Source organism: Wolbachia endosymbiont of Armadillidium vulgare str. wVulC, from assembly GCF_001027565.1.
Lineage (GTDB): Bacteria > Pseudomonadota > Alphaproteobacteria > Rickettsiales > Anaplasmataceae > Wolbachia.
Genome location: NZ_ALWU01000010.1, coordinates 356,845 through 379,178, shown reverse-complemented (window position 1 = coordinate 379,178; position 22,334 = coordinate 356,845). Strand labels below are relative to the sequence as shown.

Annotated in this window: 17 protein-coding genes, 1 tRNA gene and 8 pseudogenes; 16 read left to right on the top strand and 10 right to left on the bottom strand. The window is 34.2% G+C overall.

Translation table 11 applies throughout. The features are described from left to right. Positions 1–172: 172 nt before the first annotated feature. Positions 173–1,044 (bottom strand): annotated as a pseudogene (locus tag wVul_RS10605) (transposase). Between the two features lie 312 nt (positions 1,045–1,356). Beyond that, positions 1,357–1,473 (bottom strand): annotated as a pseudogene (locus tag wVul_RS10600) (hypothetical protein); the annotation flags it as partial. 77 nt (positions 1,474–1,550) lie between these two features. Here wVul_RS10600 and wVul_RS07350 point away from each other — a divergent pair. The 6 genes and pseudogenes from wVul_RS07350 to wVul_RS09245 all read left to right on the top strand — a co-directional run bounded on the left by wVul_RS07350 (position 1,551) and on the right by wVul_RS09245 (position 6,806). Then, positions 1,551–1,748 (top strand): hypothetical protein, encoded by a 198-nt coding sequence (locus wVul_RS07350; protein WP_047758791.1) that lies wholly within the window; start codon positions 1,551–1,553, stop codon positions 1,746–1,748. A 207-nt stretch (positions 1,749–1,955) separates the two neighbouring features. Then, complete coding sequence (locus wVul_RS07345) at positions 1,956–2,744, top strand: reverse transcriptase N-terminal domain-containing protein (protein WP_202966485.1); 789 nt, start codon at positions 1,956–1,958, stop codon at positions 2,742–2,744. Between the two features lie 49 nt (positions 2,745–2,793). After that, positions 2,794–4,062 (top strand): IS4-like element ISWpi18 family transposase, encoded by a 1,269-nt coding sequence (locus wVul_RS09250; protein ID WP_076611312.1) that lies wholly within the window; start codon positions 2,794–2,796, stop codon positions 4,060–4,062. Positions 4,063–4,249: 187 nt separating this feature from the next. After that, the gene (locus wVul_RS09970) at positions 4,250–4,975 is read left to right on the top strand and encodes an AAA family ATPase (protein ID WP_238580442.1); all 726 of its coding nucleotides are present in this window, start codon (positions 4,250–4,252) and stop codon (positions 4,973–4,975) included. A 164-nt stretch (positions 4,976–5,139) separates the two neighbouring features. Further along, positions 5,140–5,490 carry a hypothetical protein gene (locus wVul_RS09965; protein ID WP_238580441.1) on the top strand — a complete coding sequence of 117 codons (351 nt, stop codon included), beginning with the start codon at positions 5,140–5,142 and terminating at the stop codon, positions 5,488–5,490. A gap of 213 nt (positions 5,491–5,703) precedes the next feature. Next, positions 5,704–6,806 (top strand): annotated as a pseudogene (locus tag wVul_RS09245) (IS256 family transposase). A 165-nt stretch (positions 6,807–6,971) separates the two neighbouring features. On the opposite strand, the pseudogene wVul_RS07315 reads toward wVul_RS09245, so the two are convergent. From wVul_RS07315 to wVul_RS09960, 3 pseudogenes are all read right to left on the bottom strand, one after another. Then, positions 6,972–8,038, bottom strand: a pseudogene (locus wVul_RS07315) (IS4 family transposase); the annotation flags it as partial. A gap of 380 nt (positions 8,039–8,418) precedes the next feature. Then, a pseudogene (locus tag wVul_RS07310) lies at positions 8,419–9,402 on the bottom strand (integrase core domain-containing protein). Between the two features lie 66 nt (positions 9,403–9,468). Beyond that, a pseudogene (locus tag wVul_RS09960) lies at positions 9,469–10,233 on the bottom strand (IS630 family transposase); the annotation flags it as partial. 71 nt (positions 10,234–10,304) lie between these two features. Here wVul_RS09960 and wVul_RS07300 point away from each other — a divergent pair. From wVul_RS07300 to wVul_RS07290, 3 genes are all read left to right on the top strand, one after another. Continuing rightward, positions 10,305–11,189, top strand: coding sequence for a hypothetical protein (locus tag wVul_RS07300; protein ID WP_047759736.1), 885 nt, complete (start codon positions 10,305–10,307; stop codon positions 11,187–11,189). Between the two features lie 36 nt (positions 11,190–11,225). Further along, positions 11,226–11,393, top strand: coding sequence for a hypothetical protein (locus wVul_RS07295; RefSeq protein ID WP_153295703.1), 168 nt, complete (start codon positions 11,226–11,228; stop codon positions 11,391–11,393). A gap of 131 nt (positions 11,394–11,524) precedes the next feature. Beyond that, on the top strand, positions 11,525–12,685 hold the full coding sequence (locus wVul_RS07290; protein ID WP_047759734.1) for a porin: 1,161 nt from the start codon (positions 11,525–11,527) through the stop codon (positions 12,683–12,685). Between the two features lie 224 nt (positions 12,686–12,909). On the opposite strand, the pseudogene wVul_RS09230 reads toward wVul_RS07290, so the two are convergent. Continuing rightward, a pseudogene (locus tag wVul_RS09230) lies at positions 12,910–13,519 on the bottom strand (transposase). Positions 13,520–13,643: 124 nt separating this feature from the next. On the opposite strand from wVul_RS09230, the pseudogene wVul_RS07275 reads away from it, so the two are divergent. Continuing rightward, positions 13,644–14,456 (top strand): annotated as a pseudogene (locus wVul_RS07275) (IS630 family transposase). Positions 14,457–14,614: 158 nt separating this feature from the next. On the opposite strand, the gene wVul_RS07270 reads toward wVul_RS07275, so the two are convergent. Both wVul_RS07270 and wVul_RS07265 read right to left on the bottom strand, forming a co-directional pair. Beyond that, a complete protein-coding gene (locus wVul_RS07270; protein ID WP_047759733.1) occupies positions 14,615–15,316 on the bottom strand; it encodes an ABC transporter ATP-binding protein in 702 nt (233 codons plus the stop codon). Continuing rightward, complete coding sequence (locus wVul_RS07265; protein WP_047759732.1) at positions 15,309–16,091, bottom strand: MlaE family ABC transporter permease; 783 nt, start codon at positions 16,089–16,091, stop codon at positions 15,309–15,311. Before wVul_RS07265 ends, wVul_RS07270 begins: the two co-directional genes overlap by 8 nt. Before the next feature lie 234 nt (positions 16,092–16,325). Between wVul_RS07265 and rpmF the strand changes: the two genes are divergently transcribed. The 4 genes from rpmF (at position 16,326) to wVul_RS07245 (ending at position 18,714) form a co-directional block, all read left to right on the top strand. Continuing rightward, positions 16,326–16,508: a 50S ribosomal protein L32 gene (gene rpmF, locus wVul_RS07260; RefSeq protein ID WP_047759731.1), complete on the top strand. Its 183-nt coding sequence runs from the start codon at positions 16,326–16,328 to the stop codon at positions 16,506–16,508. A gap of 8 nt (positions 16,509–16,516) precedes the next feature. Continuing rightward, positions 16,517–17,545, top strand: coding sequence for a phosphate acyltransferase PlsX (gene plsX, locus wVul_RS07255; RefSeq protein WP_047759730.1), 1,029 nt, complete (start codon positions 16,517–16,519; stop codon positions 17,543–17,545). After that, positions 17,532–18,494 (top strand): beta-ketoacyl-ACP synthase III, encoded by a 963-nt coding sequence (locus wVul_RS07250; RefSeq protein WP_047759729.1) that lies wholly within the window; start codon positions 17,532–17,534, stop codon positions 18,492–18,494. Before plsX ends, wVul_RS07250 begins: the two co-directional genes overlap by 14 nt. 146 nt (positions 18,495–18,640) lie before the next feature. Next, positions 18,641–18,714, top strand: a tRNA-Arg gene (locus tag wVul_RS07245). An 8-nt stretch (positions 18,715–18,722) separates the two neighbouring features. On the opposite strand, the gene wVul_RS07240 is transcribed toward wVul_RS07245, so the two are convergent. After that, entirely contained in the window at positions 18,723–19,673 is a 951-nt protein-coding gene (locus wVul_RS07240; RefSeq protein ID WP_047759728.1) for a complex I NDUFA9 subunit family protein, read from the bottom strand. 50 nt (positions 19,674–19,723) lie between these two features. Then, complete coding sequence (locus wVul_RS07235; RefSeq protein WP_047759727.1) at positions 19,724–21,100, bottom strand: UDP-N-acetylmuramoyl-tripeptide--D-alanyl-D-alanine ligase; 1,377 nt, start codon at positions 21,098–21,100, stop codon at positions 19,724–19,726. 192 nt (positions 21,101–21,292) lie between these two features. On the opposite strand from wVul_RS07235, the gene wVul_RS07230 reads away from it, so the two are divergent. Together wVul_RS07230 and wVul_RS07225 are read left to right on the top strand one after the other, a co-directional pair. Beyond that, entirely contained in the window at positions 21,293–22,054 is a 762-nt protein-coding gene (locus tag wVul_RS07230) for a hypothetical protein (RefSeq protein WP_047759726.1), read from the top strand. Further along, positions 22,051–22,332 carry a hypothetical protein gene (locus tag wVul_RS07225; RefSeq protein ID WP_047759725.1) on the top strand — a complete coding sequence of 94 codons (282 nt, stop codon included), beginning with the start codon at positions 22,051–22,053 and terminating at the stop codon, positions 22,330–22,332. The genes wVul_RS07230 and wVul_RS07225 overlap by 4 nt, the downstream gene beginning before the upstream one ends. Positions 22,333–22,334: the final 2 nt, after the last annotated feature.

Sequence of the window (22,334 nt, the reverse complement as noted above, 5' to 3'; positions counted from 1 at the left end):
TCCATGATCCCGAAGTTTCTCATATTTTGTCCTGACCCATCTTACGAGGTATCTTTCTATATTTCTGAGAGATGTATACATCTCCGATTTATAAAACCTGCCATAGCCAGCCTCTGACTATTGGATGGCTTTGTTGCATCGCTTATCGGATAGTGGGTAAAGCATAATAAATTCATGAAACTACCTCAAACTTAGCCATGCCAATATCAGTAAATTTATTGAGTAAGTAACATTTTATTAGCAACTCTTTTTCTCGATTTACTTCAGATCTATTTCTAAACAAATATTTGCTTGAGAAAAATCCTTCAATATATGACCTTTTCCCATAAATTGCTTCCTTTTTCCACTCTTTCACACCTTCTTTACCACATAATCTAATGGCAGCATTCCTTTCAGCCATATAGTCCAATTTTGTATGCTCCGCTGCACGATTTTTCGGTAAAATTTTTGTCTTTATATCATATACAATTTATAAAGCTTGCGCCTATCATAGGCTCTGTCTGCATATAATGCTTTTTAGCATGCTGAAATCAAGTCAGCAAGTACCGTAATGGTTGACCATTGCTATATTGTGCAGCTATAGCTTTTTTACTATTTATACTCAATATTACATCTTACCTGTTTATAACTGCGATACTTTCCTATTTTCCTTACTGTAGCCAGGGGTGTTATTATAAATTTGTGCTGTCTATGGCAATTGCAATATCTTCCATATTGTTTTTATCAACTCTGCAATCATTGATCTTAATATTGAGCTTTTTAAACCTTCTTGAAGCCTGCGAATAGCTAATGACTGCTAAGCCCTTTCCTACTTGCTGCAAATATCCTTTTATAAACCCTACCGTTTGTCTTAAGCCAATTCTAAAGAGACTAGCGACTATATGCACTAAAATCACAACTTTATTACTATAAATATAATTTCCACCTCGCATTTTGGGGCTATTTTCGTACCAATTTTCCATTAATAAAATGAAAAATATTTCCTCTTTCTTGCAGAAATCTGTTATATTCATGGCAGTTACTGATCTTCATTTTAGTTGGCATATTTTTCTTTCGTAGGTTAAATGCCTGTTTTATAGTGAATTTCGTCAGTAACTGCCAGTTCTTTTCTCTTGAGTGATGCAACAAAGCCCTATTGGATCTATTTTCTTCGATATTTTCTAATGTTATCCACGTAATCCGATGTATTCTCCATGACTTTATGGTTTTCTTGATCTTCTTCTTAGCTTTGTTGCAAATTGCTGGTAGAAATGAGACGAAATAATTCCTCATCTTATTCTTTGCTATTCTAGGTCTAAAAGTATAGCCCAGAAAATCAAAGCTCTGTGTAGGAAATTCTTCTCTCCTATCATCATCCTTACTGTACACAATGTGTGTCTTTTCAGGATGTAACTTCAGTTTACACTTAGCCAATCTTTCTTCGATCATTACTTTCATAAATTCTGCCTGCTTACGAGTTTTACAGTGTACTATCGCATCATCTACGTGCGACCTGAAGTTGCATTGTTGTGATGGTTAAATTCCATCTCCCCAGACATCAGGGGTAAAGCATGGCCCACATTCTGAGAGGTGGCAACTTTTGGGATGCAAGCATGGGACAAAAGGAGGTAACACCAAACCTTATGGTGAATCCCTTCGAGCAAAGCTGCATAAGGTTACGAAAGAAACCTATGTTAGAACTGTCGTTACGCGGAATATGCGAAAAAAGGTTGAACACGCATAGACCAAAATGGTATGAGATAATTTAAGGAATTAGAATAGTAGATGTCTAGTTTTGATGTTCTTAATCTTCGGTGGAGACTAAGTGCGGCGTGAAACAAGAATGTAGAACAGGGTAACCATCATATTTGCTCTCTTGAGAAGGTAGCCAAACCGCAAGCTTTATGATGGAAGGATTGTCTAAGAAGCTAATGCCTGAAATAATATTCAGGATATGCTGACGTAGACACTATAATTTGGAAGATAAAGTTGTAAGTAGTAGTAAATATGTTATGAACCAACAAAAAGTTAGGTATGAATGGAATGAAATTCCCTGGCGTAAGTTAGAACAATCTTCATTTAAGCTGCAAAAACGAATTTACCAAGCTTCTAAATGTAATGATGTCAAAAGGATGCACAATCTTCAGAGACTATTACTCAAATCAACAAGTGCAAGGATGCTTGCTGTTAGAAGGGTAACTCAGGATAATAGAGGAAGAAAGACAGCAGGTATTGATGGAAAAGCTAGCCTTAAGCAAAAAGAAAGATTGCAATTAGCAAACTCTTTAAATATAAGGGAAAAAGCAAAACCATCAAGACGTGTTTGGATTCCAAAATCTGTTAAACCAACAGAATATCGTCCTCTTGGAATACCTACAATAGCAGATCGAGCAAAACAAACACTTGTAAAAATGGCTTTAGAACCTGAATGGGAGGCAAAATTTGAGCCTAACACTTATGGTTTTAGACCTGGTAGATCTTGTCACGATTCTATAAGAGCTATATTTGATGCACTAAAAAGAAAAATGGCATTTGTCTTGGATGCAGATATATCTGGATGCTTTGACAATATTGACCATAAGGTGTTATTGGAAAAGCTTCATACCACACCAACTATAGTAAAGATTATAAGAGGATGGTTAAAAGCTGGCATTATGGAAGGAAAAGTATTCCAATTTACAAAACAAGGTACAATTCAAGGGGGAACTATTACCACTGCCATTAAGTTAAGGGAAAGTGATGGACTGTATTGTAAAATCAGGTAAGATCCACAAATTAAAAGAAGTAATGACATGAGTAAAAAAAAGAATAATCATGTTTATAAAAAATAAATTGATGAGTTTAAACTTTATAAACGCACACAGAGCATCCTCAAAAGACTTCTCACGAAAAAGAAAGCTGCCCTTCATTAATGTATTTCTCCTGATTTTTAGAAAGAGTGTAAAGTCATTACAAGTAATGCTTAATGAGTTTGTTCTGCATACAAGAAAAGATTACACAATTACGGCAAGTGCATTTACTCAAGCAAGAAAGAAGCTAAAGCATACTGCGTTTTCAGAGTTAAATGATGATATAGTTTCCCTATACTACCAAGATCAGGAATTTAAAACCCACCATGGCTTCAGAGTACTTGCATTTGATGCTTCAATACTGATTCTGCCAAAGAGCGACAAAATAATAGGCGAGTTTGGCTCAAGAGCAGTATGGAATGGAATCCAGAGATTTGAAGACTATACAAGTGCAACCTTTGAAGTTTGCTACGATGTGCTAAATAATATTGCAATAAAATCTGTGCTAAGTAGAGGTGACAGCTATGAGGTTGATTTAGCGATCGGTATGCTTGAATCCATAAAATCAGACGATTTGTTAATCTGTGATAGAGGATACGTATCTTATCGATTTCTTGCTGAGCTTACAGGAAGGAAAATCAATTATATAATTCGCTGTCCAAGTTCGTCTTTCAATGAAATAAACGCTATGTTTAAGCCGGAAAGCCCATCTAGTATGGTGGTAGCACCTATTAAAGTAGCAAGACAGCTACGAAAGCTAGGATTACCTGATGAGATGAAATTCAGGTTAGTCAAAATAATACTTTCTTCTGGAGAAGTTGAAGTGTTAGTAACATCTCTGTTAGATGAGCAAAGTTTTACAGTCGAAGAGTTTGAGAGATTATATTACTTGCGCTGGGGAGTAGAAACATTTTTTTCTAGGCTGAAGGGAAGATTAAATTTAGAGAATTTCACAGGAAAAAGTATTGAAACTATCAAGCAGGATTTTTGGTCAACTATCTTCATCAGTAATCTAGAAAGTATCATGATAGAAGATGATGAAGAGACATTGAGCGCACAGAATAGTAAACTAAAAAAAAGCATCAATAAATCTGTCTCATTTAATGCGATTAAAAACTTAGCCTTTGATATTTTTTCTACAGAGTCAGACATAGACTGCATTATGGATCGACTATCACAGTTATTTTTGATGAACACTTTAGTGGTAAGAAAAGGGAGAAGAGTTGATCGTCATAAGATATCTGATATTCGTTCACTCAACTACCAGAAAAGAGCTAGAAAACATGTGTTTTAAATTCAAGATATCTTTTCAGTATCATTGCATTAGTACATTCTTTGCAAAATAACCTGCAATTATTACTTTTTTAAATAACTTGCACTTTTCAGACTCCCTTTTCTTAAAAATTCACCCTAGTATTTACCATAATTATCAATCGCTTCAAATTTTTTGTCCAATCTTAACTTCTCTTTCCCTTAACTTAATGGCAGTGACTACAACGTCCTACCAACTTAATGAATTTTCTAGACAAGTTGCTAGACAATTTAATACGTCTTTTGCTAGGTATGATGACTGGAGCGATTTACTATGGGCAGTTGGTGAACGTCTACTATCAGAGAAAATACTACTGTTATTTGATGAAATTTCTTGGATGGGCTCAAAAGATCCAACCTTTTTAGGCAAAATAAAAAATTTTTGGGATACGCAGCTAAAAAATAATAACAAGCTAATTTTCGTTGTTTGTGGATCAGCTTCATCCTGGATCGAGAAAAATATACTGAGTAGTACTGGTTTCGTAGGAAGAATATCGTTAACTTTAACACTCGGAGAATTATCGCTTTCTGATTGCAATGAATTTTGGCCAAAAAACATTTCAGCATATGAAAAGTTTAAGGTGCTTGCAGTAACTGGCGGAATTCCAAAGTATTTAGAGGAGATAAATTTTAAACATAGCGCTGAAGAAAATATTAAAAAGCTTTGTTTTACAAAAGGTGGGTTTTTAGTTGAGGAATTTAATCAAATATTCTCAGATTTATTCATGCGAAAAACTGCTTTTTATAAGCAAATAGTCAGAGCTCTTTCTACTGGAGCTAAAGAACAGGAGGAAATTTGTGCTACTTTAAATATCGTAAGACATGGACGCATTTCTGAGTATCTACATGAACTTGAGCTTGCTGGTTTTATTGCAAAGATCATACTTGGAGTATAAAAACGGGTACTGATTCACGACTCAGGAGGTATAGGCTTCAAGATAATTATTTAAGGTTTTATTTAAAATATATTGAAAAAGATCTGGGGAAAATTAATCGTGGCACCTACTCTATAGGATTTTTACCAGAATGGTATACAATCATTGGGCTTCAATTTGAAAATTTGGTGCTGAACAATAGAAAGAGCATACATAATATCTTAGGAATTGATGGAATAATAAGCGAGAATCCATTTTTCCAGAAGAAAACGCGTAATAGTGCAGGTTGTCAAATTGATTATATGATTCAAACGAAGTTTAACACTCTCTACATTTGCGAAATCAAATTTTCAAAAGATAAAATTGGTCATTCAATAATACAAGAGGTACAAAAGAAAATAGATACACTAAATCGTCCAAAAGGCTTTTCATGTCGTCCAGTCCTTATTCACGTCAATGATGTAAGTGATAATGTTATAGATAGTGATTACTTTTCACACATAATTGATTTTGGAAAATTATTGAATTGTAAGTAATGTTTTTTCTGACTTAAAAAATAGTAGTTTCTACAGTCATTCTTAAGTTTATAGAGTTTGCCATTGAAACTATTGCTTTTGATAATAGCAATGTACTACACGATGGAGAATGAGAGATATAGGGCTTTTATCTCCATTGCAAGGGAGTGTTAAATAAACTGTGTCAAACCAAGAAATAAAAATATAATTGATATAAAAAAACGGAGGTTTGACATGAGTCAAGTAAATAAAACTACCGGTTTGGTAGATTATAAAGAATTAGAAACCTGTCGTCTATACGAGAAGGAAGACCGCTAACAGGAAGAGATGACACCGTTTATAAAAAAGCTGCTTGAGGCAAGTCTGGAAGGTGAAATAGAACACCACTTGTCTGGTGAAAGCGAAGAAAATAATCGAAGAAATGGGAAAAACTTTACGTACAACTCATTTGAGTTGTTAACACCTAGAGACAGGGAAGGAAGCTTTGAACCCCAAATAGTTAGAAAAAGACAAACAACAGAACTTGAAGCAAAGGTCTTAAGCACATTTGCCAGTGGCATGGAGATATAGCGTCACATATTGAGGAAATTTACGATCACAAAATATCGGCGGCAGAGATATCAAGTATTACTGACAAACAGTAATCAACGAATGGCGTAGTCGTCCGCTGCAGTCTGTATATCCGATAGTTTTCATGGTTTTTTAAGGAGTTGTGTAAGTAAATGTATGTATAATATATTAGCAAAATGGCAGAAAAGAAGTTTTATTTAGCTGAAAGTGAAGTTCTGGTTGGGAGTACTAAATGATCTCAAAGAGAGAGGAGTGGAAGATATTCTAATTGCATGTGTAGATGGGCTAAAAAGCTTTCCTGCAGCAATAAACGGTGTGTTCCCTAATGCAGAATGTGTATAGTGCATCAGATACGTAACTCACTGAAGTATGTAGCTAGTAAAGAGTTTTTTGAGTGATTTAAAGAAAAGCTTCAAGTAAGGAAATTGCCGAGAATTATCTGTTGGAATTAGATGAAAAATGGGGCACAAAGTACCCTATAATCTTGGCAGAATAATTGGGAAAACCTATCTGGTTATTTTAAGTATTCCGACCCAGTTAGGAGGATAATCTATACTACTAATCCCATAGAGGGGCTACATAGGCAAATTAGGAAATTCACCAAAACCAAGGGCTCATTTACTAGCATAAATGCCTCGTATAAACAGGTATATTGTGCTATAAAGAAAGCGGAGGAGAAATGGACTATGCCTGTACATGATTGGGCATTGACTATATCTCAGCTCGACATTTTCTTTCCCAACAGATTGAAAATTGAGTTGAATTAAAAATGCGGTTTGACACAGTTTATTTAACACTCCCCATTGCAACGCCATTCTTAAAAAAGTTTTAGAGGGCTATTATAGCGTTATCTCTGATCTAGATGGAAAAAGGGGGATTTGTTTTTATCAAAAATTCATGTAACCTCTTCTCAGCCTAAGTAAACCTTACTATTACCCATAAGTATAAAGTTCAGTAGCAAGTCTCCATCCTTCTGATAAATCAAAGAGACGTCTCCATCCTTTCCAAAGAGTAATGGGACCTGGTTCTGGGTCATTTTTTCTGGCTAAGTGGCCTCCAAGCTGAGCAATCCATGAAACAACCTCTTTTATAGTAGGAGTTACATTTGGGCATTTGTGTATTTTCGCGTATAAAACTTTCCACTCTTCTTCAGCTAATAAAGTAGTGTTGGATTGGTTCTTGCAATTGTTGTAATAAAAAAAATTCTCCAAGCAATAACACTCATAACCGTTAAATACCTCATTAATCTTTCTGCTGTTTCAAGTCTACATTCTTCAACTTTAAGGCCAGATTTTAAAATTTTATGAAGTATCTCTATCTTCCATCTAAGACAATACCAACTAACCTTTTCAACTGCCTCATCAAAAGTATTAACAGGAAGATTCGTTAAAAGCATCCACTCTAGCGGACTTGCTTCAGGAGGACAGAACAACATAAACTGCATAAAGTGGTAGGTTATATAACTCTTTATACCTTATGTGCCTTTTAGGCGGATCCATCATAAACTTCCCAAACTTAACCTCTAAACATGCTGTTCTTTTTGGCTTATTATCTCTAGCAGGGATTTCAATTTCTATTGTACCAATGCTAGAGAAGTCTTCAAAAAATTCCATAATTTTTGTTTATCGTTGGAAAATCTGGATTTTCTATTTATATCTCGATCTTTGGAAGCTCTTACTAAAACTGCTGAGTTAAGATTACGTGCAAGTTCAAAAAATTCATAAATATCTGCCTCTCTATCACATACAGTTATAGCTTCAGTTTTAGTTGAGTCTATAATGCTATCTGTTTTCTTTAGGCTTTCTAGCCACTTTATACTTTCTTTATCTTCAATATGTGCTCTTTTACGATTCCTCTCTTTTAGCTCTTTGGCTTCTTCAGAAACAGGTGGTCTCGAGTAAATTTTTATTCCTAATGCCAAGCCTTCTGTACTAACAGCAAAAGCTGTATGCAGCATAACACCTTTACTACGTTTTCTTGAGATAATTCCCAACCCACTTGCCATTTTTATACCCTCAATATTTGCAAACTTTAATATTCTAATACTTTATTTATAAGTCCATTTATATTTGTGGGTAATAGTAAGTAAGTAAACAGTTATTTCCAAAATGGAAACAACTCAAATAGCAAATTAGGGTTGAATTTTGAAGCTTAGGCTCTCTTTAATTCCTTAGAACATGTTTTCAAACTATATAGGAAGCAGTTAAGAAGTGTGGTATAAGATACATTTAAGATGTACCAAGTGATATAAGCGACAAAGAATGGAAGATAATAGAGCTGTATTTTGAACCTAAAAAGACTGGAAGACCAAGAAAACATAATATTAGAACAATTATTAAACTGTACTAGACACAACTTAATCTGACAGGCATAAGTTAACTAACAGAAGAATTGAAAACTGATATCAGTCTCTTGTTTAATGTTACTAATATTTTTCTGGAAAGCAATGTGTTTGCTATCAAGAAAAGTCTGCATAGCCATAGCAATATTTACCTGAGTAAGGTCTGCTCTCATTGTAAGAACGTAACCAATGATCAACATCAATCTGCAAATCTTCCAAAGAACTGTAGATTTTCTTTCTAAAGATAATATTGTAACACTCATCTTGCATAGTTTTATGAAACCTCTCGCATATGCCATTAGTTTGTGGGGTTAGTTCTTGAATGATCAATATTTTCAATTTCCAAATAAAGCTGTGATTTTCTGGTTTACCACAATATTCTGTACCTCTATCAGTCAAAATGCGCAATAATGGCACCATCAAAAAATGGTATTACTCTATCATTCAGCAAGTCAGCAGCGGTAATAGCAGTTTTATCTGTATAAAGCTTAGCAAAAGCCACTCTCGAATATGTATCAATAAAAGTCTGCTGGTAAATGCGCCCAACGCCCTTCTACGTAATAAGTATCTTGAGATCGTAAATAACCTGTGTTTCAATTTCACCGTGAGCTTCTCTTTGCTCTTTAACTTTTTCCAATGCTGCAAGTTGCTCTTCAGTTAAAATTATGCTGTCTTGTGCAACCTTTGCTTCAAGGGCTTTAAGTCTTTTTTTAAATGTTTCAATGTCGTTTCTTAGCCATACAGATCTTACGCCACCTTCGGAAATCCCTTTTTCTCAGCTTATTTGCAGCTCTTTGTTGTCCATATGCTGGAAATTCTGTAGCTATCTGCCCTTTCTATATCTTCGGAAACTCTGTTTGCTAATAGGGGTTTTTTCTTACTTATTTCATGTTTCTCCCCCATTTTCATATAACTCCTTAAATCGATAAAATGTATCACGCGAATACTTTACACGCTTGTGATACGTTACCTAATTGCTTTGCTAGTTCTCTAACTTTGGTTTTAGTATTTTTATTTCTCATATCTAACACTCCTTTCTTTTATTATTTTATAACTTACTTTTTTAAAGTAAGTCTTGTTTAATACATTTTAGGCACCTTTAAATTTTTTGACTTATGCCAACTAGCACAATCCATAACTAAAAAAGCCTCTCTTGTTCCTAAATATTGGGACATCTGCTTAAGAAATACATTCAGTGTTGACATTCGGTGCAAATAAGCTAGAGTTCTCTCCATTTTTAGGATTAACTGCACTGTAGAGATAAAAATTTTGTCTACCTAATTTTATTTTAACCTTTGTCCTGATGCCCTTTTTAAACCAACCACGTCCGACTTTCGAATGTGTGCCAAACCGCGATTCATCAAAGAAAAACAGCTCTTTTCCAAGATACTTGCCAATAACTTCATTGAGATTTTTTTTTGAATTCCTCTTGTTTTCTTTTATCTTGTACATTGTGTTGGTGTAATATATGAAAATTTCATATATTACGGTGCACTGTAGACTTACTGACATTCAGACCAAATTTTTTCTGAATCTTTATTCTCATTTCTTTAATAGTAATATTAGGATTTTCTTCTATCCATACTTCAACTTGCTCAAGTTGGCTATGATTCAATCTAGTTTTTTTACAGCATTGAGCAGGAGCAAATAGTTTTTCTTCTCTTCCAAATTTTAAGTCATGAAGTTACTGCGTTTCTTGAAATGCAGCATATCTTTGCTACAGCCGTTATGCTATGCTTTTTTGCTAGCAATTACAGCATTTAGTTTTTTTATGCATTGTTTCTTACTTTTTTCAGCATTTTTCTTGCCGATTCCACCACTTGTTCATCTAATAGTTTTGATCTTAATCCTATTTTACCCCGCTATTTTACTTGTTTCAGTATGGACTTTTTTTTCTCTTTATTGTCTATCCGCTCTCTCCTTAATGGGCATTGGTATAAATATAAGAGTTTTTGCAGATTATAGGAAAGAGCTAGAGCAAAAATCTTCTTATATAGTTATAAGAGCCGAAGTAGTACAATATTTAGATTCTTCAGGAGAACTGCTGAAGGACTCTATAAAGAGCGTTGTTCATTATACTACTTTTCCTAAGTTAAAAGGAGGAAATAGTTTAGATTGTGAGTATTTTGTTCAAGGTAAGGAATTAATAAGTGACAGAAAATCTCAGCTTAAAGATAAATTTAAAGGTATAATTAAACTGAATGCCTTAATGGCTGCTAAACATAAAGAAGGATTAAGCCTTGTAGTACCTAATGCTTTTTTTGATCGTTTTAGTGAAAGTGGCAAAAAAGAAGCAAAAAGGATTTTTGTCAACGCAGCAATAGAAGCTGCTAAGGAAATAGAACAAGATGATAAAAAATATTCAGGATTTTGTGGAACATTTGTCAGTGCTGGAAAGAATCAAGAATTAAATGAGCTGATAAGCAAAAGTGATGTTAAAAGTATTGCTGTTAATTATGGTGATCTTAGTGCACTAAGTAGAGCGTTAACAAGAGGGAAGTTTGCAGAAACTATAATGGGTGAGGGAGTTGGATATGTTGGTAATGGTGCATTATCTGCAAGCGGTAATATTGCAGTAGAGGAAAATCTTACTAGAAAAACATTAGGAGAAACTGTGTTAATGTTTAGCGGAGCATTAAAGGTGCTAGATAAAAGTGTTACAGGGGAAAAAGTGTGCAATCTGACAGAGTACGCAATGAGGAGCAAAGATCACTTCAGTCTAATAGAGCACAAAATAAAGGACAAAAATCACCTCAGCATAAAATGCAAAATATTCAATGTAATAGATCAACTGTGTGTTTTGCTATAACAGTATCTTTTGGCTTTTATTATAGTATTAGCATTCGTGACACAAACATATATATTTTTAGCAGCGCTTGTTATATCTGCAGCAATTGGACTATATGGGTGGTCATTATATAAGAAAGAGCAAGAAAATAAACCTAGCACTAGTATTCAAGGCAATTTAGAAACAAATAGAGTCTTTGATGAGCAAAGTGCACAAAGGGACTAGAGCACTTTGTTTATCTACCTATTTAATTTTTGTGTTTATTTTATTTAAGTTTTAGCATATTCTTGTGGAAATTGCCTATATGGGTTGTTTTTTATTTCTATTAAGCTTATATTAAAAATTTAAGCTTGCCTATGAGGTTACTGATCACACTATTTTCATTATTATTCGTGGTAGGGAGTGCTAACGCTAGGGTAATTCTAGATAAGGAGATATTTTATGCAGAACTAGATGGAAAAATAGATTTAAGATTTGGCTACGCTTTCAATAGAGATTCTTTTAGCTCTGCCAAAGACAAGACCTCAAGCTATTCAGATCTGCGCTTTCTTTATTTGCAGCAACTTTATCTAAATACGCAAATGGGGTTTAATGTTAAGGCAGGAGTTTCTAGTATTGCAAACCTAAAAGCATTAGACATAGAAAAGTTAGAAATGGAAAAGTGGTATTTTATCATAAAGAATCAAGAGTTTGGATCAGTTGAATATGGTAAAGGAAGTTTAGTTAGTCAGAGTATGTTAATTAACACTTCAAAAATTTATACAGCTGCTGGAGGAATAAATGGTCATTGGACAAACTATGCAAATTTGCACGGTAGTGAAAAAAGAGATGCTGATCCTGGGTATGACAAGGACAAGGTATTTTGGGTAAAACCCAATATTTACAGCGACTATAATGGATTAGAACTGAAGTTAAAACAACCAACAATAAACTATATTTCTCCTGAAATCTATAACTTTCAACTTGGATTCAGTTATGTTCCAGGAAAAAATAATTTACAATATAATAATCTAATAGCCGCTGGTCTTTCCTATAAAAATGGCTTATCAGATGAAATAAATTTTACTACTGCTTTAACTGGTGAATTTGCAAGGGAAAATTTAACTGATTGCACAGATGGAACTTCTGAAAATTATAAATGCCGTAATCAATTACTACACTGGAATTTTGGCTTGAAGCTAAAACTTTTTGAACTTGATTGCATTTTTTCGTACGGTAATGGTGGTAAATCTGGTGAGAAGCGTAGTCCTGAAACAAATAATATGTATTATGTAAATGCAGGTGTTGCTTACCACTCCGATTCTCGTAAATTGAGCTTAACATATTTTAATAGTGTTAGAGATATTGCAGGTAAAGGTACAAACGAATTAACATCACAGGCTTTCAGTCTTGAATATCCATTAGCTATTGGTACTTCATACTACTTCGATATTGTAAAATTTAGTACCAAAGAACCTGAAATCGAAAGTAATAACTCCGGGTATGTGCTCTTGGCTGGGCTGAAGCTAAGTTTTTAATGAAATAACCGGTGTGTAAGTGTTGTAATGTGGTATATATTAAGCAATGAGAATAAAATCGAGTTATTAATATATGCGCTATTTGGTATGATAAAAATAACTATTACATAAGATTTTCAATAAAAAGATATGGACTAAAACCTTCGGTCTGTTAATGTAGTGAATATCAACAAATTTAAGATATGACGACGCCGAAAGTTAGGGTTGTCCTGAAACTAGAAAACTTAGGCATATTTCCTCGTTAACATAACCCTATTCATAGCAAGGCATATGAAATTTTCAGTAGATGTTGTAAGCAAATCATATTCCTTTGATAGCCTTCTATTCCTCAAGCAAAAGTCCTTTCTACAACCCACCTTCTTGGCTGTACTTAAAATCCCTGTTCTCTCGCTGGCAGCAGCTCAAGCGTTATGTACCCAAAATCTACATGGAGGTCTTTTAACAATTTTAATATCTATGTCATATTCTTTCTTTATATGCCTTTTTCTACCTTTTACTTTTTTATTTCCATCATAATCTTTGACCCCCCTTTTTCTGTAGTTTTCACAGATTGACTGTCAAGCGCTTGGCTTCTCATTTCTTCCTATTTTTCTCCTGCTATATTTGGCAATTCATTTTCTCAAAAATTTCCTGCTTTTTCCATTGCCTAAACTGCTCATACACAGTCTTCCATAGCATTCCCGCCATTGGCATCCTGTACGCAATACATAGAAAATTGCCTCTAATATTTCTCTTTTACTATACTTTGGCGGTCTTCCTCCTTTCTTGTATCATACTCTGAAATATTTTTCTATTCGGCCTTTCACTTAGATCTGTTGGATACTTTTTTCTCATTTCTTACCTCACTTTTACATTTCTTATACTATACCTTATCCTACTTTCAAGATAATCTCTTATAGCATCTTCCATAATAGTCCGAATATAATAAAATAAAGATTTATGGTAAGAGGAGGTAAGAGTGCCAGCAACATATAGTTACGATTTAAGGAAAAAAGCAATGCAAGCTCTAGATGAGGGAGGAAGTAGTAGCGAAAAGGTTTAAAATAGGAAAAACAACATTATATGAGTGGCAGATAAGACGCAAAGAAACTGGTGTCGAAAAAACTGGGGAATGGAGCACAAAATTATTGACCGGAATGCGTTTGCTGAATTTGCTAAAAAGCACGGTGGAAAAACTCTATCAGAAATGGCTAAACTGTTTGGGCAATATAAGTTGTCAAACGATTAGCGGAGCTTTAAAAAAGGTCAATTTTACGAGAAAAAAGACCTATGGGTACAAAGAAAGAAGCGAAGAAAATCGTGCCAAATTCACAAAAATTATAGAAATAAAAGAACCTGAAAACTTAGTGTATATCGACGAATCTGGACACCGAAGATTATGCTTATCCAGAAAGGACAGCGGTTTTATGCTCTAAAATCTGGAAAGAAGACTCAGCATGGTTGCAGCATTAAATAAAGGGAAAATCATGGCACCTATGACCTTCGATGGCTACTGCGATACAGATGTTTTCAATGGATGGTTTGAGCAATTTTTGACACCAATTTTGCGGTCTGGATAAACGGTAATTTTGGATAATGCGACTTTTCATAAGTCCAAAAAAATCAGTGAACTTGCCGAGAGTGTCGGTGCAGAAATTTTATATTTGCCACCATATTCTCCTGATTTTAATGAAATTGAGCATCATTGATTTGCCATAAAAATAGAGCAAGAAAAAACATTCCTATTTTCAAATCCTTTCGTCAAGCTGTTGATTCTTCCTTTTTATTCTGACTATTATGAGAAGAGCTATACTTTATCTATATTTAATGCGTTGTTTTATAGCTAACACACCATACCTCCGTGGCACTACACGAGTAACAGAACGACGATTGTCGGTAGCTCAAGCTAGGATAGATATAGCGTTCACAATATCGTTTGTAAACCTATAGCTATATACAATGAATGAATTTTTTTATATATTCGTTATTAGTATTTTGTATTTCCTGAACAGTTCCATGGGAAATGATCTCCCCTTCATATAATACTGCTATTCTATCAGCTATTTTAAATGCGCTATGAATATCATGTGTAATCGTGATAATTGTAGGGCAAAGATCTTTAGATAATTTTATTATTATCTCGTTTACTATATCTGACATAATTGGGTCCAATCCTGAAGTTGGCTCATCCAATACAATAATTTCTGGGTTATGTGCAATTGCCCTTGCAAGTGCGACTCTTTTCTTCATTCCGCCTGATAGCTCTATTGGAAACATATCTGCTATGTTTTCTTCCAATCCAACGTCATTTAACTTCTTGATTGCTAGCTGTTTTGCCTCCTTTTTGCTGATATCAAAGCGTTTTTTATAATTAAAAGATATATTTTCCCACACTGTAACGTAGTCAAATAAAGCAGAATTTTGAAATAAGACTCCAAATTTATTTTTGCTTTTACTATTTATTTTAATAGATCCTGAGTCTGGTGTCAGCAAGCCAATGATTATTTTTGTTAATACAGATTTGCCACTTCCCGAGCCGCCAAGTATGACTAATGATTCTCCCTTCGATATATCAAAACTTATGTCGTTTAATATCGTTCTATCATCAAAAGATAAGCTTAAGTTCAATATTGATATTATGGGGCTATGCATGTATCAAAGTAATCAAGTAGTTTGTTAAAATGATCAGTATGGACGATAAAACAACAGTTGATGTTGTAGCAACACCTACTCCTCGTGCACCTTTTTTGCAATGGTAACCGTAATAACAACTTGAAACAGAAATTATGGCGCCAAAAGCAGTTGCTTTCATTAGCCCAATAATAAAATCATACACATTAAAGAATTGAGCCGTATATTTTATGTATATATTTAAATTGTGGTTAAATTCAAAGACTGCAGTGACATACCCTCCAAATATTCCTATTAGATCTGCACATACTGTAAGTATGGGAAATACTATGATTGACGCTAAAATCCTTGGTGCAATTAAATATTTGAAAGGATTGATGTCCAAAGTTGTAAGTGCATCTATTTGCTCAGTGATACGCATCGTACCAATTTCTGCCGCAATTGATGATCCAACCTTCCCTACCATTATTAAGCTGATCAAAACTGGCCCTAACTCTTTAATGATAGTGATCGTAACAAGTTTAGGTATTACTTGTTCTTGATTAATTAATAGACCACTTAAGCTACTTTGTAAAACTATCACCGCTCCTATAAAAACTCCAGTGAGCCCAACAATTGGCAAAGAGAAAAAGCCTATCTCTATAATTTGTCTTGCTACATTGCTAAAATAATATGGCGGCACAAAGCAATGGTATAGAGACTGAATAAAAAACACAAATGCGTTACCAAGCTTCAACAGAAAGCTGATAAAGCACCTACCGATTATTCTAACACTTTTTATATCAAAGGAACTCACTTTGCATTTATCTTAGCTAAAAATTAGTTTTACTGATTTTATTAAAATTTTTATTAACTTCACCGCAGAGTATAGTCAAGATATGTCTTAAGTTCAATATGCTTTGGTCAAAATGCTTTAGTTTAAGTTTATAAGACTGAATTGTATAAGAAAATCTTACTCATTTCGCTATTTACTTCTTGTAAAAAACATGCTACTAATAAATTGTGTTATATGATTGGATTGGAGTAAATTTTGGCAGTTCCAAAAAGAAAAAAGTCAAAGTCAAGGCGTAATATGCATCGTTCTCATCATGCTATTAAGCCTAAGAATATTGTGGTATGTGCAACAACTGGAGAATTCATGTTGCCTCACAACATAGCAGTTGACAACAGTTACAAAGGAAAACGTGTTTTCATTAAACAACAAGCGGAGTAGCTCATGGTATGTTACCCACGATCAACAATAACATAGTTATTGCACTTGATGCTATGGGGGGCGATTTTGCGCCTCTTTCCATAATTCAAGGCGCTGGTTTTTTTTTGGATAATCTTGTTGATCTAGGCGTTAAAGTTTTTTTTCATATTTATGGAGATCAGAAAGAAATATCTCCTTTGCTTTCAAAATATAAAAAAGTAAGTGATAATTCCGAGTTTACCCATTGCTCTGACAATGTTCTTCCAAATGATAAGCCCTCTTTTGCACTGAGATATCGCAAAGATTCAAGTATGAAGGCTGCAATTGGCGCAGTGAAAGAAGGTAAGGCTTTCGGAGTGGTGTCTTCAGGCAACACTGGAGCATTGATGGCAATCTCTAGACTTATTCTAGGAACATTACCAAATATCTATCGCCCTGCTATTGTATCTGTCTGTCCAACTAAAACAAAAAGTTTTGCGTTGCTTGATCTTGGTGCAAATGTTGACTGTAATGCTGACTCATTATTTCAATTTGCATTAATGGGAAGTATATTTGCAAAAATAGCATTAAAAGTTGAAAATCCTAAAGTCGCTTTGCTAAATATTGGTACAGAAGAAGTTAAAGGCACTGACTCAGTGCAAGAAGCTTTTAAGTTACTCAGCAATGCTCAAAGTATTAACTTCAAAGGATATATAGAGGCAAGTGAATTTTTAGAGGGTAATATAGATGTAATTGTTGCTGATGGTTTTGTTGGTAATGTAATGCTCAAAACAGCTGAGGCAACTGCTGGTACTTTTATCAGTCTAATAAAACAGGAAGTATTTAACTCATGGATGACAAAAATGCTTCTTGGCATATTATTGAAGCCCAAGCTAAATAAAGCTTTAGAGCGTTTTAATCCAAAAATTAGAAGTGGAGCTATGTTTTTAGGGTTAAATGGTATCGTTATTAAAAGCCATGGAAATTCTGATGCTATTTCTTTTGCTCATGCTATAAAATTCGCAGTAAACGCAATTAATGAAAATTTAAACCAGAGGATGATTAGTGAGATTAAATAAGAACCTTATATTGAGCACTGGATCTTACCTACCAAAAAAAACGTTGAGTAATAACGAAATTGCATTGATAGTTGAGACAAACGATGAATGGATAAGGCAGAGAACAGGAATAGTTCAAAGACATATAGCAGATGAAGGAGAATTAACATCAGACTTAGCTGTAAATGCAGCAAGAAATGCTATAGAAAAAGCTAAAATTTCAGTAGATGAAATTGATTTAATCATAATTGCCACAACAACACCTGACAAAATTTTTCCTAGCTGTGCAACTATTGTGCAGAATAAATTAAAATGTAAAAACGCATTTTCTTTTGACGTGCAAGCAGCATGCTCTGGTTTTATATATGCAGTTACAGTTGCTGATTCTCTCATAAAATCTAACAACAGAATTAAATACGCGCTTGTTATTGGTGCTGAAATAATGTCTAGGATTGTTGATTGGGGAGATAGGTCAACTTGTGTACTCTTTGGTGATGGTGCTGGAGCGGTGATAATAAAATCAAAAATGGGTAACAACGGCATTATATCAACAAACTTACACTCTGATGGCAATGTGGACATATTATGTACAAACGAAGGAACATCCTCTATTGGTGATTCTGGAAAAATATGCATGAATGGAAGAGAAGTGTTTAAACATGCAGTGGATAAGTTAACAGCCTCAGTAGAGGAAACTCTGAAATGCAACAATTTAAAAATCACTGATATTGACTGGTTAATTCCCCATCAAGCAAACATTCGTATTATTGAAGCAGTAGTAAAGAAATTAGATTTTCCTATAGAGAAAGTGATTAATACCGTTGATAAGCATGCAAATACCTCAGCAGCGTCAATTCCACTAGCCTTAGACTACGCAATACAAGAATTAAAAATAAAATCAGGAAATCTGGTACTGCTGATTTCGATAGGTGCAGGTCTCACCTGGGGTTCTGTGTTGCTGCGCTATTAGACTTCCTGCATGTCACTCAAGCTTCTTTTTTTTAAGTTTCAGCATTACATGCTGTACTGACAAAGTTTTGAGATATTATTACAAACATCATATTCACAAGAAATACTTGACTTCACGTGTACTAAGAAGCATTTTATATATGCTGTGTGCCCGTAGCTCAGTTGGATAGAGCAACAGCCTTCTAAGCTGTGGGTCGTAGGTTCGAATCCTACCGGGCACATTCTTCTATCAATACTTTCTATAAATCTTCAAGTACTCTGGCACCACATTTTCAATTGCTAATGGTCGAATTTTCATTATTTCAAGGTCATCTGACTTTTCGATTGAACTACTCATCATAACTTTCACCTGATCTCGAGTAAGTATAGGGCTTGCATCTCCGGTTATGGGTTTTAACAGCACAGAAACAACTTTACTTTCTAAGAAGAAGGCTATCAATCTTGCCATTGGAAAAGATACATTGATCAGTAAACACTTTCTGTTAGTAACATTCAGAATAAACTTTAACAAGCTTTTAAAAGAGTAAACTTTTGGTCCACCTATATTATAAATTTTTTTATCTTGCTTATTAAAGCTGATAATACGATATACCACTTCAGCTAAGTTTGTTACACATATCGGCTGGAACTTAGTTATTCCACTACCGATCAACGGCAAAAAAGGAAGAATTGTTGCTAATCTTGCAAATTTATTAAAGAAATTATCTTCTTTACCAAATACAAGACTGGGCTTAATTATTATTGCTCCTTGAAACGCTGAAGTTACAGCTTTTTCACCTTTCAGTTTACTTTTGGCATATTTTGACAGCTTACTATTTTCTATTCCCATAGCAGAAAAATGTATCATCATAGATACATTTTTTATTTGTGCAGCTCTGGCTATTTTTTCAGCTATTCCAACATGAACGGTATAGAAATCGTGCTTTTTTGTTTCGTATAATATTCCCACTAAGTTTATAACAACATCACACCCCTCCATACTTTCTAAAATTGATTTTTCATTAAAAAAATCTCCTTCAAGTATTGATATTTGCCCTAAGTTGCCACATAACTTTAGACAAGCAGCTTTTTCCTGATCACGAGTAAATATTCTTATTAAATACCCCGCCGCTGCCAAGCGTCTTACGATGTGTTTTCCTATAAACCCCGTTCCACCAAAAATAATTACACGTTTTGTCACGATTAAAGTTCCTAATAATTTGTTACTGTAAATTAGTACAATGATTTTGCTTAATATTCTATTATGAATTCCCGTACAATAAGATCCATTTTCATTCCTCGTGAGCCTTTAACTAGAATTGCGTCATTATTCTGAATAATGTTAGCTAAATCACTTTTCAATTGATTAGAATCATTAAAATGCGTGCCTCTTATATTATCTGGCAAAAGCTCATGCAATTCTAACATAAATTTACCAACTGTATAAATTTTATCTATATTATTTTCTGTGACAATCTTAACCAAATCTGTATGAAATTCTATGCTTTTATCACCAAGTTCCAACATATCACCAAGCAAAGCTACTTTTCTCTGATTAGAATATGTACTCAAAGTTTTTATTGCAGTTTTCATCGAAGCAGGGCTGGCGTTATAGGAGTCATCAATTAAATGTATATATTTTCTATTGTATTTGACCTTATGAATATTGCCTCTACCTTTCGCTACACTAAAATTCTTAAGTGCAAGTGGTAATTTTGATAAATCAAGTCTGAGGCTTTGCACAACTGCTGCAACAGCAAGTAGCGAATAAGCAAAATGCTCACCTTGCACACGTAAATTACAGTTTATAGTTTGATTATTATTTAGTCTTATTTTTAAATTTAACCCGTCATCGTTTCTTATTATGTCTAATAAGCAAACTTCAGCATTTTTATCTTTACCGAGGCTTATTACATTTCTATTGGCGCATGATGAGAGATAATCATAGTATTTATTATCTCTGTTCAAGACCAAAGTACCGTTATTTTTCGTACCATACAGAATTTCTAACTTCGCTTGTGCAACGTCAAATAGTGATGAAAAATTTTCAACATGTGCAGGTTCGATATTGGTAATAACTGCAATATCCGGATTGCTAATCTTCGATAACTCTTTTATTTCACCAGCTCTATTCATTCCCATTTCAAGGATTAAGTACTGGCAGTTTTTTGGGGCTTTTAGAATCGTAAAAGGCAATCCTATATTATTATTCAAGTTACCTTCGTTTGCATGAGACACTCCATATTGCGATAAAACAGTGTGCAGCATGTCCTTTGTAGTGGTTTTCCCGACACTACCTGTGATTGTGATAACTTTAGCATTAACAAGAACATTTCTAATGTAATATGATGCAATATTATGCAAAGCTTTTAGAGTATCTTGCACAACAATTAGAGGAAAATTTCTATATTTATCTTCACTTACTACCGCAGCAGCAGCTCCTTTTAAAAACGCTTCATGCAAAAAATTATGGCCATCAAAATTCCTTCCCTTGAGTGCAATAAATAAATCACCTTTTTTTATGCTTCTTGTGTCCGCTGAAATATTTAAGTTATGTATCCAATTACAACCATTTATGTCTCTTCCGCCAGTTGCATCAATGATATTATTTGTGTTCCATTTAACCATAATTTAGAGAGTATTCTTTATAATAAATTGAACAATAAAAGTAGCAAAAATACTACATGTTTTAGACAATGTGCAAATAATGGTTGCAATCTCCATAATTTCATCTTATAATGGATATATAAGTTTAAATATTTTTGTCTATAATTAGATATGGTGTAGGGTCTGGTTGTAGGAAGTGCCTTGGAGGTATGTATGTTAACAGGAGAAAATGAAAAATCTACCTCTATATTAGCTAAAGTTGGTAATGTGGCTTCGAGAGTAGGAAGTTTTCTGGGTAGAGGTGTAAAAATCCTAGTCAAGGGTGCAGTATACCCTATATGGCCAAAGAATTGGTTTAAGTCCTGGGATGAAATGCGGCACGACATAAAAAATGGCGGGCGTTCTATTATTGGCAACCCACTTGAAGAGTATGATCCACTTATAGAAACCACACAAGCTAGTAAGGATCTTGGTGTACAAATAACAGAGCAAAAGAAAGGGACAGGGAAGGTAGCTTTTTTAGCGTCAAGAACTTTAACGGGGGATGTACCTTACTTAAGTTCAGAGCAATTAGGTGAAATAAAGAAAGAACTGCCGAATATAAATATTTTTAAAGAAGAGAACAAAATTGTAATTGAAGTTGATGTTGAGGGGATTATTCAAGAAATAAAAGATAAAAATCCAGGTATGGATGAAAAAGCAATAAAAAAGTGCGCTCTTGAAGAAATTTATAATAAGGTTGATTGTGATCTCAAAAACTTGGCAAAAATTACTGGCGGAGAATTTAAAATTCATACAGATCCAAAGTTGCTGTATGGTATTGCAGAAAAGTTGTATAATGGATATAATAATCAAAAGCAGCGTTCATCAGAAGTTGCAAGTTCCATGACTGTAAAAAAGTCATCAGAGGAGTTTTTAAATAGTTGGCGGAGTAAAGTTGATAAACATGAAAATATTGGAGGTTATGAGTTATGAGGAATAGGACGAATGAAGTTAAAATGGAGGAGAGATATCACAGCCTAACCGTTCCTGGAGATATGTATCATTTACAACCAGAAGTTATTGCTGCAAGAAGAGCAAATAGAATAGAAACGTTTTCAAAAAAACACCAAATGGACTATGGGTCAGTTTTGCGTGGACAAGATATACAGCTAAAAGACGTTTCAAGTCTTGAAGATGCTTCTAGCGAAGCAGCAATAAGCTCACCTTCTACACCAAATCATAAGCAAAATAGGAGAGGGCCAGGAATTTAATA

Excerpts from the sequence above, each read along its gene's own strand:
- wVul_RS09970 (WP_238580442.1), top strand. The coding sequence starts at position 4,250 with ATGGCAGTGACTACAACGTCCTACCAACTTAATGAATTTTCTAGACAA.
- wVul_RS07270 (WP_047759733.1), bottom strand. The coding sequence starts at position 15,316 with ATGCATAGCCCCATAATATCAATATTGAACTTAAGCTTATCTTTTGAT.
- plsX (WP_047759730.1), top strand. The coding sequence starts at position 16,517 with ATGTTACCCACGATCAACAATAACATAGTTATTGCACTTGATGCTATG.
- wVul_RS07300 (WP_047759736.1), top strand. The coding sequence starts at position 10,305 with ATGGGCATTGGTATAAATATAAGAGTTTTTGCAGATTATAGGAAAGAG.
- wVul_RS07350 (WP_047758791.1), top strand. The coding sequence starts at position 1,551 with ATGGCCCACATTCTGAGAGGTGGCAACTTTTGGGATGCAAGCATGGGA.
- wVul_RS07230 (WP_047759726.1), top strand. The coding sequence starts at position 21,293 with ATGTTAACAGGAGAAAATGAAAAATCTACCTCTATATTAGCTAAAGTT.
- wVul_RS07235 (WP_047759727.1), bottom strand. The coding sequence starts at position 21,100 with ATGGTTAAATGGAACACAAATAATATCATTGATGCAACTGGCGGAAGA.
- wVul_RS07290 (WP_047759734.1), top strand. The coding sequence starts at position 11,525 with ATGAGGTTACTGATCACACTATTTTCATTATTATTCGTGGTAGGGAGT.
- wVul_RS09250 (WP_076611312.1), top strand. The coding sequence starts at position 2,794 with ATGTTTATAAAAAATAAATTGATGAGTTTAAACTTTATAAACGCACAC.
- wVul_RS07225 (WP_047759725.1), top strand. The coding sequence starts at position 22,051 with ATGAGGAATAGGACGAATGAAGTTAAAATGGAGGAGAGATATCACAGC.